This is a genomic window from Guptibacillus algicola (assembly GCF_020171805.1).
GTDB lineage: Bacteria > Bacillota > Bacilli > Bacillales > Guptibacillaceae > Guptibacillus > Guptibacillus algicola.
Window position 1 is genome coordinate 1 of sequence record NZ_JAIVAF010000008.1, and the last position, 13,102, is coordinate 13,102.

20 protein-coding genes are annotated in these 13,102 nt (G+C 41.4%); 2 read left to right on the forward strand and 18 right to left on the reverse strand.

The window, feature by feature from the left end; all coding sequences use genetic code 11:
- Nucleotides 1-269: 269 nt before the first annotated feature.
- Entirely contained in the window at nt 270-494 is a 225-nt protein-coding gene (locus tag LCM09_RS19130; protein WP_224885158.1) for a hypothetical protein, read from the reverse strand.
- A gap of 121 nt (nt 495-615) precedes the next feature.
- On the opposite strand from LCM09_RS19130, the gene pdaB reads away from it, so the two are divergent.
- Entirely contained in the window at nt 616-1,374 is a 759-nt protein-coding gene (pdaB, locus tag LCM09_RS19135) for a polysaccharide deacetylase family sporulation protein PdaB (RefSeq protein WP_224885159.1), read from the forward strand.
- A 48-nt stretch (nt 1,375-1,422) separates the two neighbouring features.
- Here the strand turns inward: pdaB and LCM09_RS19140 are convergent, their stop codons facing one another.
- Nucleotides 1,423-2,028 (reverse strand): KinB-signaling pathway activation protein, encoded by a 606-nt coding sequence (locus LCM09_RS19140; protein ID WP_224885294.1) that lies wholly within the window; start codon nt 2,026-2,028, stop codon nt 1,423-1,425.
- A gap of 150 nt (nt 2,029-2,178) precedes the next feature.
- On the opposite strand from LCM09_RS19140, the gene gerD reads away from it, so the two are divergent.
- Complete coding sequence (gene gerD / locus LCM09_RS19145) at nt 2,179-2,817, forward strand: spore germination lipoprotein GerD (RefSeq protein WP_224885161.1); 639 nt, start codon at nt 2,179-2,181, stop codon at nt 2,815-2,817.
- Nucleotides 2,818-2,859: 42 nt separating this feature from the next.
- On the opposite strand, the gene LCM09_RS19150 is transcribed toward gerD, so the two are convergent.
- The 16 genes from LCM09_RS19150 to LCM09_RS19225 all read right to left on the reverse strand — a co-directional run bounded on the left by LCM09_RS19150 (nt 2,860) and on the right by LCM09_RS19225 (nt 13,098).
- Nucleotides 2,860-3,891: an Mrp/NBP35 family ATP-binding protein gene (locus LCM09_RS19150; protein ID WP_224885163.1), complete on the reverse strand. Its 1,032-nt coding sequence runs from the start codon at nt 3,889-3,891 to the stop codon at nt 2,860-2,862.
- Between the two features lie 104 nt (nt 3,892-3,995).
- Nucleotides 3,996-4,709: an N-acetylmuramoyl-L-alanine amidase CwlD gene (gene cwlD, locus LCM09_RS19155; RefSeq protein WP_224885165.1), complete on the reverse strand. Its 714-nt coding sequence runs from the start codon at nt 4,707-4,709 to the stop codon at nt 3,996-3,998.
- A 90-nt stretch (nt 4,710-4,799) separates the two neighbouring features.
- Nucleotides 4,800-5,237: a DUF2521 family protein gene (locus LCM09_RS19160; protein ID WP_224885167.1), complete on the reverse strand. Its 438-nt coding sequence runs from the start codon at nt 5,235-5,237 to the stop codon at nt 4,800-4,802.
- 184 nt (nt 5,238-5,421) lie between these two features.
- A complete protein-coding gene (rpsI, locus tag LCM09_RS19165; protein ID WP_224885169.1) occupies nt 5,422-5,814 on the reverse strand; it encodes a 30S ribosomal protein S9 in 393 nt (130 codons plus the stop codon).
- Between the two features lie 18 nt (nt 5,815-5,832).
- Nucleotides 5,833-6,270, reverse strand: a complete 438-nt coding sequence (gene rplM, locus LCM09_RS19170; RefSeq protein WP_224885171.1) for a 50S ribosomal protein L13 — start codon at nt 6,268-6,270, stop codon at nt 5,833-5,835.
- A 164-nt stretch (nt 6,271-6,434) separates the two neighbouring features.
- Nucleotides 6,435-7,181, reverse strand: coding sequence for a tRNA pseudouridine(38-40) synthase TruA (gene truA, locus LCM09_RS19175; protein WP_224885172.1), 747 nt, complete (start codon nt 7,179-7,181; stop codon nt 6,435-6,437).
- A gap of 11 nt (nt 7,182-7,192) precedes the next feature.
- Nucleotides 7,193-7,990, reverse strand: a complete 798-nt coding sequence (locus tag LCM09_RS19180; RefSeq protein WP_224885174.1) for an energy-coupling factor transporter transmembrane component T family protein — start codon at nt 7,988-7,990, stop codon at nt 7,193-7,195.
- On the reverse strand, nt 7,990-8,856 hold the full coding sequence (locus LCM09_RS19185) for an energy-coupling factor ABC transporter ATP-binding protein (protein ID WP_224885176.1): 867 nt from the start codon (nt 8,854-8,856) through the stop codon (nt 7,990-7,992). Before LCM09_RS19185 ends, LCM09_RS19180 begins: the two co-directional genes overlap by 1 nt.
- Nucleotides 8,832-9,671 (reverse strand): energy-coupling factor ABC transporter ATP-binding protein, encoded by an 840-nt coding sequence (locus tag LCM09_RS19190; protein WP_224885178.1) that lies wholly within the window; start codon nt 9,669-9,671, stop codon nt 8,832-8,834. The genes LCM09_RS19185 and LCM09_RS19190 overlap by 25 nt, the downstream gene beginning before the upstream one ends.
- 350 nt (nt 9,672-10,021) lie before the next feature.
- Entirely contained in the window at nt 10,022-10,384 is a 363-nt protein-coding gene (gene rplQ, locus LCM09_RS19195; protein WP_224885180.1) for a 50S ribosomal protein L17, read from the reverse strand.
- A gap of 47 nt (nt 10,385-10,431) precedes the next feature.
- Nucleotides 10,432-11,376, reverse strand: a complete 945-nt coding sequence (locus LCM09_RS19200) for a DNA-directed RNA polymerase subunit alpha (protein WP_224885182.1) — start codon at nt 11,374-11,376, stop codon at nt 10,432-10,434.
- A gap of 241 nt (nt 11,377-11,617) precedes the next feature.
- Nucleotides 11,618-12,013, reverse strand: coding sequence for a 30S ribosomal protein S11 (gene rpsK, locus LCM09_RS19205; protein ID WP_224885184.1), 396 nt, complete (start codon nt 12,011-12,013; stop codon nt 11,618-11,620).
- A 17-nt stretch (nt 12,014-12,030) separates the two neighbouring features.
- On the reverse strand, nt 12,031-12,396 hold the full coding sequence (gene rpsM / locus LCM09_RS19210; RefSeq protein ID WP_224885186.1) for a 30S ribosomal protein S13: 366 nt from the start codon (nt 12,394-12,396) through the stop codon (nt 12,031-12,033).
- Nucleotides 12,397-12,416: 20 nt separating this feature from the next.
- Entirely contained in the window at nt 12,417-12,530 is a 114-nt protein-coding gene (rpmJ, locus tag LCM09_RS19215; protein ID WP_036787716.1) for a 50S ribosomal protein L36, read from the reverse strand.
- A gap of 36 nt (nt 12,531-12,566) precedes the next feature.
- A complete protein-coding gene (infA, locus tag LCM09_RS19220; protein WP_113808059.1) occupies nt 12,567-12,785 on the reverse strand; it encodes a translation initiation factor IF-1 in 219 nt (72 codons plus the stop codon).
- Complete coding sequence (locus tag LCM09_RS19225; RefSeq protein ID WP_224885188.1) at nt 12,778-13,098, reverse strand: KOW domain-containing RNA-binding protein; 321 nt, start codon at nt 13,096-13,098, stop codon at nt 12,778-12,780. Before LCM09_RS19225 ends, infA begins: the two co-directional genes overlap by 8 nt.
- Between the last annotated feature and the right edge of the window lie 4 nt (nt 13,099-13,102).

Here is a 13,102-nt window from a genome sequence, read left to right on the forward strand (position 1 = left end):
GAGCCAGGATCAAACTCTCCGATAGAAAGTTCAATCTAGCTTTAAAACTTGTTGTTTCCGTAGAAACAATTTCTTGCATGGCGTTTCGTTCAGTTTTCAAAGATCGATTTGTTTCTTTCAATGTCGTTTTCAGCGACTTTATTAATGTATCACATCAACTCAATCGAAGTCAACAACTTTTTTGTTTTGTTTCGTGTCGGCCGTTTTGTTATCGGCGACTTTTATAACTATACAGGTTGAACTATTATTTTGCAATAGGTTTTTTAAATTTAGTTGGTATCTTTTTTTAAGATCCTAATGTACTTTGCTACCTCAACTGTTGGCGCTGTTCTTTTATACATTCCAAGAAGAAGTCGATACCTCTCTTCCATCGCTCGTTTAACTATCTTCTCAATCCGATCATCATCAAGATTCATCAGCATCTCCTCCATCTCTCGCTTAAGAAGATACTCCATTTCCTTAACTTCTTTATCACTAAGTAGAAACCCAATCATACAATAACCTCCTTCCTCAAACCATTATGACCATACCTTCAAACCTTTATGTGTTGTAGAAGGAGACTTTGTACATAGTTGTCTAATACAGTGCATATGAATGGGACAAAGGAGGTGCGAGATGAATTTCTTTTGGGTATGGAGAGGGAAAAGAATTAAACAAACTATGGTTATTATAGCAGCTGCATTCTTTGCAGCACTCATTTTATTTGTTGAAGGAAGAGATCTTGCAGTCTTTACTTCGAACGATACCCCTCTAGCAATCGATCAGGTGAAGAGCGAAGGGAAACAGTTGGCGTTAACATTTGATATAAGCTGGGGAGAGACAAAGGCCATTCCGATACTAGAAGAATTAAAGAAGCATAACATTTCAGCTTCTTTCTTTCTTTCAGGAGCTTGGGCAGAACGCCACCCAGAGATAGTAGAACAAATTGTAAAGGATGGTCATGAAATTGGAAGTCTTGGTTATCGATACGAAAACTATACCTCGATGGAAGATATTGAAATGCGTAAAGATATTATTCGTGCTCAAGAAGCAATTAAGAAGGTATCTGGCGTACACACAGAATTGATTAGACCACCAAATGGGAATTTCAATAAACGGGTTTTAGAAGTATCAAATAAATTGAATTACACTGTTATCCATTGGAGCTTAGACTCTAACGACTGGAAAAATCCTGGGGCGTCTGACATCATTACGAATGTCGTAAAAGATGCAAATTCGGGAGACATCATTCTTCTCCACGCATCAGATTCGGCAAAACAAACAGATACCGCTCTTCCAGAACTAATTGCACAGTTGAAAAAGAAAGGCTATGATTTTGTCACGGTGAGTGAACTTATATCGAATGCCAATATTAATAGTAAAGAAGTAAAATAAAGCAGCTCTGCTATTCACGCAGAGCTGCTTTAAATATAAATCGTGTATTTACGTGTTTTTCGTTTCAGTAATTCGATGCAATGTGAGTACTTGCCACACATTACTAACTAACAATGGAACAAAGATTAGCCAGACCCATTTTTGATCATCGCTTTGAAGTCCTGGTATCCATTCTAAAATGGTTACTACTACAATGAAGAATAAAGCTGGAATAAAAGCATGCTTATTTGTTTCTTTCCTTTTGATATAAGCCGTAACAAGTCCGACTACTAATAGTAGTAGAGCCACACCGATATACCCAAGCAAACTGTCTCCAGGTTCAGCAAATACTACATACCTGAAATAAACTAAATCGAATAGTGCTACCGCTATAAGAACGACCTGAATGGTGTTCCAAAGTTTAACTGATTTGAAAATCCCAAGACCGAAACGGTGTATTGTTAAGTATGCAAAAAAACCCATCTGACTAATCAAACTAAAGATACTGGATACTCCAAGAAGCCAGAGCATAACGATCAAGAACGAAACAAATTCTCCATTCCTTAAATCATCCCAATACTGCGTCCACTCCATAGCAAGACCTGTTATCATTCCTGCCGTTGATCCAATCAGAAGGGTTGAAAAGAATAAGTAAACAAGATTTCTTGTCTTCACGATCAAGCCCCCGATGTTAATAATGATACTTCTCTGTAGAATTGTACCAATGCCTTTTACAAAATGCCACCCTTCCTTCAATCTCTGGGTATAATTTCGAAAAATCGCCTAATATTAAGGATAATACTATCTGAAAGGAGCATAAGCGATATGAGTCCACGATTCAAACTGCTTACTCTCGGATTAGCATTCCTTCTGGTAACAGCCGGGTGCGCTTCTGGAGCTGCAGAGGGTTCCGAAGCCAACTACGAAGAAACGAAAAAAATGCTTGTTGACCTTTTGAAAACAGATGATGGAAAAAAGGCAATTCAAGAAGTGATGTCGGATGAAAAAATGAAACAACAGCTAATAATGGAACAACCATTTGTAAAAGAAACGATTCAAAAAGTACTAACATCAGAAGAAGGAAAGAAATACTGGCAAGAGTTGCTGAAAGATCCTAAGTTTGTTGAGAACTTCGCAAAAAATATTCAAAGTGAAAACGAGAAGCTCTTCAAATCACTGATGGATGATCCGGATTTTCAAGAAAAGATGATGGACTTACTGCAAGACCCTGAGATGGAGAAGCAGTATCTTCAACTTCTGGAGAGTACGCAATCTAGAAAACAAATTAAAGAGCTCATGACCGAAACTTTTGATAGTCCACTGTTCAAAGCGAAAATTCAGGAGATGATAATGAAAGCAAGCCCTGAACAAAGTAAAGAATCTGAAGGCAGTGGCAAAGAGGGCGAAGAAGAAGAATCTAGTAAAGAAAAAAGCGGTAGCGAAGAATCTGGTGGTCAGGAATAAGTAACGAAAAAGGACATGCTAGAGAAAGCATGTCCTTTAGTGTTATTCCGTTTTTGAAATGATTTCTTTCGCGATCTCTAAATACTGCTTACCAATTGGATGATCTGTTTGGTAAATAGAAGGCGCAAAGTCCTCTTCGTTATAATCAGGTTGACCGAGAGGGAGCTTACCTAGTAGGTCTGTGGAAAGTTCAGAAGCTAACTTCTCACCACCGCCCTGGCCAAATACATATTCCTTCTCTCCTGTTACCTTACTTTCGAAGTAAGCCATGTTTTCGACTACACCTAGAACTTCATGCTTTGTTTTCAATGCCATAGCACCCGCTCTAGCAGCTACGAATGCTGCTGTTGCATGTGGAGTCGTAACGATGATCTCTTTTGAAGCAGGCAACATCGTGTGAACATCAAGCGCCACATCCCCTGTTCCTGGTGGAAGGTCTAGAAGGAGATAGTCTAGTTCTCCCCACTCAACTTCACTAAAGAAGTTATTCAGCATTTTCCCAAGCATTGGTCCACGCCAGATGACTGGTGCATTATCTTCAACGAAGAACGCCATCGACATAACCTTCACACCGAAACGCTCAACTGGGTAGATCTTCTCCTGCACGACCTTTGGACGAGTCTCGATCCCCATCATATCAGGAACACTAAATCCATAAATATCTGCGTCAATTACGCCGACCTTCTTACCTAGCTTTGCAAGTGATGTCGCAAGATTTACCGTTACTGTGGATTTTCCTACGCCACCTTTTCCACTTGCTACTGCGATAAATTGTGTTTTACTTTCAGGTGATAACAATGGTGGCAAGTCAGGGTTAGCTGATGCACCTTCTGGAAGCTCCTCATCTGCTAACTGTTCAAACCGCAATCCCACCGACTCCGCGCCAGCTTCTTTTAGGATATTTACTATTTCTTGCTGCACTTTCATTTGTTCAGCAGATTCTGTTTGAGCAAGTGCTACTTTGACACTTACATAGCCTTCCTTCGTTTTCACATCACGAATTGTAATACTTTTATGTAAGATAGGATCTTGCACCTTATTTAATAATTCAACGACCTGATCTTTCGTTAACATTCGGGCACCACCTTCTTTGAATTCGATTACATTGCTAGTATAACATATCAATTGAGGCATTTAGAGAGTGGCGCCTTCATGGCTATCATATAAAAAACCAGCGCCTACTCTTCAGGCACTGGTTCATTTGTTGAGTATCGAACGATTCCCTGGTAAATCGAAGCAGCCACTTTGTTTTGGTATGTTTCTGTCTTCAATAATTCACGCTCCGTCGGGTTCGATAAGAACCCCACTTCCACAAGTGACCCCGTGATATCTGCTTCTCTCAGTAAATAAATATTATCTAAGTTCTTCGCAAGACGGTTTGTATTCTCAAGGTTACGCTTGATTTCGGATTGAATAAATATAGAAAGTGCTTTACTATCTTCGTTTGCTGGATTATAAAAAGTCTGAGCACCGCTCCATTTTGCTGATGGTATAGCATTAAGATGTATACTTATAAACATATCATTGCTAGAATCATTGATCATCTCAACGCGCTTTCTAAGATCTTCTGCTTTACGATTACTTAGACCCTTCGTACCTTCAGATGCTAAGTCAGTATCTGTCTCCCTGGTCATGATGACGAGTGCACCAGCTTCCTGGAGGTAATCACGCAACTTAAGAGAGATGTCTAATGTAACATCTTTTTCAACCACGTTGTTCCCTACCGCTCCTCCATCAGGACCACCGTGCCCTGGATCGATCACGATGACTTGACCGGATAACGGCAAGTGCCAGGCATCCCATGAATGGTCAATCGCGAATTTGTAGTTAATAATGAAAAGCAAAACAAGAACGCCAGCTGCAACCCCTAGCCGTTTCCACCACTTCTTCATACTCTTCCAACACCGCCCTTCACTCTGTCCTACTTTATTTATATGGGACGAGTGGGGGAAATAGTATTGAATCGTTTAATGTTTACGAAGTTAGTGAAGACGAAGACGACGTCTCATTACACCTTTTTCATAGCCTTTTTTCCACCAGTTTGAAACAAACACATCACACGCGATCTGGAGTGACTCTTCATACCCCCTACTTGACCGCCAAAAAGTCCAATATTCAAATAGTGCTTCAATCAATGCTTTCTCTAATATAAAACACCGCTCCTGCACCTTTCTCATCGGTTCACCCTGAGATGAAAACTTACTATACTCGGCACCAAGCAAGTATGCTTCAATAGCAATGTCGATGCACACGTTCTCTACATCTCCTTTATATAAGATAGCTTCAGAAAAAAACGGAGAAAACATCTCCTTAATGTCTTCAGTTAGTTCAGACAGGGAAACCTCAGTCAAAATACGGCGCTCAAACTCAATTCGTTTGTGGCGCTGTCGTTCTTTAAATACTGTAATAACGTTATCCAAGTCATCCACCCTCTCACAACTCATTACTATTTAGTGTCCAACGAGCGTGAAAGAGTATTCGAAAATGATACTGGTAATTCATTCAGTATTTTTGGAATTATTACCTTTTGAAAAAAGAGATTGAATAAATGACCATACAAAAAACCTCCGGCTGTTGAAAGCCAGAGGTTTTGAATAAAAGCTATTAACGCTTTGAGAATTGTGGTGCACGACGTGCTGCTTTAAGACCGTATTTCTTACGTTCTTTCATACGAGCATCACGAGTTAGGAATCCAGCGCGCTTAAGAGTGCTGCGGAATTCTGGATCAGCTTCAAGTAGCGCACGAGCAATTCCGTGACGGATTGCGCCAGCTTGTCCAGTGAAGCCGCCACCTTTAACGTTTACGAAGATATCGTAAGTGCCTTCAGTGCCAGTTTCAACTAGTGGCTGCTTAGAAATTAGTTTAAGTGTTTCAAGGTCAAAATAATTGTCTAGTTCGCGACCGTTAACTACCATGCGTCCATCACCAGGTAGTAGACGTACGCGAGCTACAGAGTTTTTACGTCGGCCAGTGCCGTTGTATTGTACTTGTGCCAAAATGGGTCCCTCCTTCTATTATCCTCTTAGTTCGTATTTTTCAGGCTGTTGTGCTTGATGGTTGTGCTCGCTTCCAGCGTATACATGAAGCTTTTTAGCCATCTGGCGTCCAAGGCTATTCTTTGGAAGCATACCTTTGATCGCAAGTTCAAGCATTTGCTCAGAACGCTTAGTACGCATTTCAAGAGCAGTTCTTGATTTCAAACCACCTGGGTGTCCGCTGTGACGGTAGTACATCTTGTCAGTAAGCTTCTTACCAGTAAGTTCGATTTTCTCAGCGTTAAGGATGATCACGTGATCACCAGTGTCAACGTGAGGTGTAAATGTTGGTTTATTCTTTCCGCGTAGGATCGCTGCTACTTCACTTGCAAGACGGCCAAGTGTTTGACCTTCAGCATCAACGACATACCATTTGCGTTCTACTTCGTGGCCTTTTGCCATAAATGTCGTACGCATGAGTTTCCCTCCTAAAGTCATTCCATGTATTTTAAAAACTGCCTAAAATTAATTGTCGGTTGTCAGTTAGATTTCTAAATCCGGGGCTAGTGGATGTAGAAATACCAAAGAATATCTTATAATATTCAGAGCCAAATGTCAAGTCTCTTTAAAGTTTTAACTTCTTATTTACTATAATAGACTTTCCATAAATATAGCCCTTGAGGTGCAGCCGTTTTTCCAGCAGCATCGCGGTCTTTTGCTTCGAGTATCTCAACCACTTCATGGATATCCCGCTCGCCTCTTCCTATTTCTAATAGCGTACCTGTTAGAATTCGAACCATGTTGTATAAAAAGCCGTTGCCTTCAAACAGAAATGTGACTTCATTGTTCGCCATGTCGATATCAATCTTGTATAGCTCTCGAACTTTGTCTTTCACTTCAGATCTTGCAGAACAGAACGATGTGAAGTCATGCTTTCCTATAAGGAGTGCTGCGGCTTCTTTCATAGTTGAAATAGAAAGAGGGCGTGACTCATGTAAAACGAAATTCCTCCTAAAGACATCTGGGGTAACATTGTTATCAACCCGATAGACATACGTTTTGCGTTCGACCCCGTACCTAGCATGGAAGGTTGAAGGTACTTCTTCAGCACGTAGTGTTCTTACGTCATTCGGAAGCAATGCGTTCAATGCTTTCGGCCAGCGATCAAGAGGGATAGATAGGTCCGTATCAAAATGCACGACCTGCCCTGCTGCATGCACCCCAGCATCTGTTCTTCCTGAACCCGTTACATGTACTGCTCTTCCTTTGTGAAGCTTCTGTAGGGCACGCTGCAGTTCTTCCTGAACTGTACGCCCATTAGGCTGGATCTGATAGCCGTTATAAGCTGTACCATCGTATGAGATTGTCAATTTAATTCTATTCGTCATGGCAGCCTCCCTTAGCTCCTAAGAAGGATCAAGGCAATAGAGAGTACTAGAAGGAATACGAATAAGAGACTATCCTTTGCTTCCCATTTCAACAACCGGATACTCGTTCTTCCTTCCCCACCTCGATATCCTCTTGCTTCCATAGCCATTGCAAGGTCCTCTGCACGCTTGAACGCACTAACAAACAGCGGAACGAGTAAAGGGACAATGCTCTTTAATCGTTCTTTAATAGGTCCACTAGAGAACTGCGCGCCTCGTGCAGCCTGAGCCTTCATGATCTTTTCAGTTTCTTCAAGCAGCGTTGGAATAAACCTTAGCGCAATCGACATCATAAGAGCGAACTCATGTACAGGAAGACCGAATCGCTTAAACGGTCCAAGAAGTGTTTCCAGTCCCACTGTGATATCGATAGGCGTAGTTGTTAGTGTTAAAAGTGAGGTAATCATAATGAGAAATAAGAGTCTCATGGAGATAAACACCCCTTGTTCAACGCCTCCCTGATACACCTCAATGAATCCTAAATCAAAAAGCAGCGGTCCTTCTTTTGTTAGAAACACATGCAGAAAGAAAGTGAGAATAATGATAAGAAGAATTGGTTTCAATCCATTATATATAAATCGTATCGGAATGCGAGAAACTACGATCGCGCTTATTGTGAATGCACCTAGTAAAGCATAGGTGATCCAATTATTTGCAAGAAAAACGATAATGACAAATAAGAACGTTGTTAATAGTTTCGCTCTCGGATCCAAATTATGCACATATGACTTACCAGGTACATATTGACCGATAATAATATTTTGCATCATCAGCTCTCCTCCTCTCTAAGAAGGGAGACAGCAGCTTCGACTGTTTCTTCTAGCGTAAATACGCTGTGTGGTAATGTGGTGTTAAACCGATCTTCAAGACGCTTAATAAATTGCACCGTTTCAGGTATATCGAGGCTCAGTGCTTTAAGTGCGTTTGCATCACTGAACACTTCCATCGGTGTCCCTTGCAGTGCAACAGTACCTTTTTCCATAATAACGATGCGATCAGAGTAGCGGGCTGCATCTTCCATGCTGTGAGTCACTAGAATCGTTGTAAGCCCCTCTTCTTGATGCAAACGATAAAACAACTCCATTATCTCTTTTCTACCACGAGGGTCGAGTCCTGCAGTGGGTTCATCCAGGATGAGAATAGAGGGCTTCATCGCAAGTACGCCTGCTATCGCAACACGCCTCATTTGGCCACCACTTAAGTCAAACGGTGAGCGTTCTAGAAATGAGTGATCTAACCCAACAAGTTCAATCAACTCTGCAGCACGTTTCTTAGCCTCTTCTTCTGATACACCGAAATTCAATGGACCAAAGATAATATCCTTTTCGATCGTTTCTTCAAACAACTGGTGCTCAGGGTACTGAAAAACAACACCCACATGTTTTCTTAACTCTTTAAGGCGTTTTTCTTTCTCTCCAGATTTAATGTGAAACTCGCCAATTTCAATACTGCCCGCGGTGGGCTTCAACAACCCATTCAGATGCTGAATAAGAGTGGACTTACCAGAACCAGTATGACCGATTATCGTAAGAAACGTTCCTTCTTTTATAGAAAGATCTACATCCTTCAGTGCAGTTCTCTCGAACGGTGTGCCTTTACTATATAAATGTTCTAATTCTTTGATTGTAATGTCCATATCGCGTCTACCAGATCCTCCTGTGATAGTGTGAGCGAATCAAGAGGATATCCTCTTTCTTTCAACGCTCGGTGCATCTGTAAAGGGAATGGCAAATCAAGACCAATTTCCTCTAGCATCTCACCCTTTTGAAAGATAGTAGCCGGAAGCCCTTCATCGATTATCTCGCCTTTATTCATCACGATCATCCGATCAGCTTTTGCTGCTTCTTCGAGATCATGAGTAATCGAAATGACAGTCATCCCTTCTTCTTCTTTCAACTCTCTCATCGTTTCTAGTACTTCTTTTCTCCCCGCCGGGTCAAGCATCGAAGTTGCTTCATCCAAGATGACGATGGAAGGTCTTAACGCCACTATGCCTGCTATCGCCACTCTCTGCTTTTGTCCACCTGATAGTCGATGAGGTTCCTGGTCAACATACTCGTCCATCTTAACCCTTTTGATGCTTTCGGTAATGCGTTCGATCATCTCAACACGTGGAACGCCATTATTCTCAAGACCAAATGCTACATCATCCCTAACCGATGTTCCGACAAACTGATTATCTGGGTTCTGAAAAACAATACCGACTCTTCTTCTAATTTCCCAAATGCTTTTCTCGTCTCTACTATTGTATCCCTCGACAAGAATGTCGCCCTTTTCTGGCTGTAACAATCCATTCAGGTGTCTAGCGAGCGTCGATTTCCCTGAGCCGTTATGACCCACAATGGCAAGCCACTCACCCTTCTCAACGGTTAATGATACATCATTAAGCACATAGGGCTGTTCTTCTTGATATCGAAATGACACATTTTGAACGGATATTAAATCGCTCATATTCGTTCCTCCTGACTCTCTGTCTCTACTAGTATGCCCATCGTCACTTTCAAATCATAGCTATATGCTGGTGCGAAAAAATGGCGGATCCATAATCCCCCGCCACTTTTTCCTATCAGCATGGAAAAAGGAAACATATTTTCTATCTAATAAAATAGCATATATGACTATTATGATTGACAAAATCATAGTAAAAAAAGCCCGGCATCTGCCAGGCTTTCGTAATGGCAACCAGCATGCTACCACTTTTTTAAATCGTATTGATGCTAATAAAAAAAACGCACTAAAAAAGGGCATAGAATCAGTATCCATAGTCGAGATCCTGTCCCGCCCTTTTTATAAAGTGCGATTTAGACTAGCTCAATGATGACCATTTCAGCACCGTCACCGCGGCGTGGTCCAAGTTTACGGATACGAGTGTAACCGCCTTGGCGCTCTGCATAGCGAGTAGCGATATCGCTGAATAGTTTTTGAAGTGCATCTTGGCCAGATTCTTTATCCGCGATTTCGTTACGGACGAAAGAAGCTGCTTGACGGCGAGCGTGAAGATCACCGCGCTTACCAAGTGTAATCATTTTGTCGATGAAAGAACGAAGCTCTTTTGCTTTCGATTCTGTCGTTTCAATACGTTCATTAATGATCAAATCTGTAACAAGGTCACGGAATAACGCTTTACGCGTATCACTTGTACGACCTAACTTTTGGTATGCCATGAAGTATTCCCTCCTTTGTTGTTTCTTAGATCAACAACTTTGTATATCTATTCTTCGTTGCGTAGTCCAAGACCAAGCTCTTCAAGCTTTTCTTGTACTTCTTCTAATGATTTACGTCCAAGGTTACGAACTTTCATCATGTCTTCTTCAGACTTATGAGTAAGTTCCTGGACTGTATTAATGCCAGCACGTTTCAGGCAGTTATATGAGCGAACTGAGAGATCAAGCTCTTCGATTGTCATCTCAAGCACTTTCTCTTTTTGGTCCTCTTCTTTTTCGACCATGATTTCAGCATTTTGAGCCTGATCTGTTAAGCCGACAAAAATATTTAAATGTTCATTTAAAATTTTTGCCCCTAACGATACCGCTTCTTCAGGTCGTATGCTTCCATCTGTCCAAACGTCGAGGGTTAGTTTGTCATAGTTAGTTACCTGGCCGACACGAGTGTTCTCAACCTGGTAGTTTACACGAGAAACAGGAGTGAAGATAGAGTCAACTGGAATTACACCAATTGGCTGTTCATCATTCTTGTTTCCTTCTGCTTGTACGTAACCTCTTCCACGAATTGCAGTAATTCTCATATGGAAGCGAGCACTAGCAGAAAGGGTAGCAATATGAAGGTCAGGGTTTAAGATCTCCACGTCGCTGTCATGAGTAATATCTCCAGCTGTTACCGTTCCAGGGCCTTGCACATCAACTACTAATGTCTTCTCTTCTTCAGAGTAGATTTTCATTGCTAGCTTCTTAAGATTAAGAATAATAGTAGTTACATCTTCGTGTACACCTTCAATTGTAGAGAACTCATGGAGTACTCCTTCAATTTGTACGGATGTCACAGCGGCACCAGGAAGAGATGATAACAGGATACGACGTAGGGAATTCCCTAGTGTAGTTCCATATCCACGTTCTAATGGTTCTACAACAAACTTTCCGTATTTAGCATCCTCGTTGATAGCTACCGCTTCAATTTTTGGCTTTTCGATTTCGATCATCCAACAAACCCTCCTTCAAAACGTCGAACTTCGGTTAGACATTGTGTCTAACCGAATAATCCCTTTAGGCGGTTCCATTACCAACAACCTAATTATGATTCGTCAACCGTCAACAATTTATACATTATCATTATTGACATGTTCATCAATTGTATACCGATAGATTGAATCTTTCTATAAGAGATTTTTCAAAACCAGGCATTCACCCGAAGGGAACATCTACGTTTGAACTCTCTATTAATTATACTCTACGACGTTTTGGCGGACGGCAACCGTTATGAGGTACTGGAGTTACGTCACGAATGGAAGTAACCTCTAGACCTACAGCTTGAAGCGCACGAATAGCAGCTTCACGACCAGCACCAGGGCCTTTAACGGAAACTTCGATTGTCTTCATGCCGTGCTCTTGAGCTGTTTTACCAGCTGTCTCAGCAGCCATTTGAGCTGCGAATGGAGTAGACTTACGAGAACCTTTGAAGCCCATGTTCCCAGAAGTTGCCCATGATACAGCATTTCCGTGAGTGTCAGTAATAGTTACAATTGTATTATTAAAAGTAGAACGGATGTGAGCTATTCCACTCTCAATATTCTTTTTGACACGCTTTTTACGTGTATTAGCTTTACGTTGTTTAGCCATTTGTTAGTTTACCTCCCTTACTTCTTCTTGTTTGCTACTGTACGGCGAGGGCCTTTACGAGTACGAGAGTTGTTCTTCGTATGTTGGCCTCGGACAGGAAGACCGCGACGGTGGCGAATACCACGATATGAACCGATCTCGATTAGACGCTTAATGTTAAGGGAAATCTCACGACGAAGATCACCTTCAACCTTAATTTTGTCTACTTCTTCACGGATTTTTCCGAGTTCTTCTTCAGTCAAGTCGCGAACGCGAGTATCTTCAGATACACCAGCATCAACTAGGACTTGTTTAGCAGTAGTTTTACCGATTCCATATACGTAAGTTAACGCGATTACAATGCGTTTTTCGCGTGGAACATCAATACCAGCAATACGTGCCATGGGTTGCACCTCCTTATATATTAACCTTGTTTTTGCTTATGCTTAGGGTTATCGCAGATAACCATTACTTTACCTTTACGGCGAATAACTTTACATTTTTCACAAATTGGTTTTACTGATGGTCTTACCTTCATTGTTTTTACCCTCCTTGTATTCGGAGATTAACTTTTTTATTTATATCGATACGTGATTCTACCACGTGATAAGTCATATGGAGAAAGCTCAACAGTTACTTTGTCGCCTGGCAAAATACGAATGTAATGCATGCGTATCTTCCCGGATACGTGAGCAAGGATCTTATGACCGTTTTCGAGTTCTACTCTGAACATTGCATTCGGTAGAGGTTCGATAACTGTGCCTTCCATTTCAATAACATCTTCCTTAGCCATCTACTTGCTCTCCCTCCTTTAAATCAATGACGTATTCATTCATATACTTTGAGATCGCGAAACGCAGCTTGCCATTAGTGACACGGCCCGTTTCCTCAAGACTTCGCTTTACCTCAGGGGATACATAATTCGTTAGCTCCAGGTGTGCGAGGTTCTTTCGCTTTGGACGATCAAATTTTCGTTTGTCGCCATCTGCGATGAAAACATAACGATCATTTATTACTTCAACAATCACGCTATATTGTTCAGCGTCTCTTCCCCGTTTGTTCCGCACGATCCGACCGATCTCGGGCACGGTTTCCGACTCTTTCAAGAAC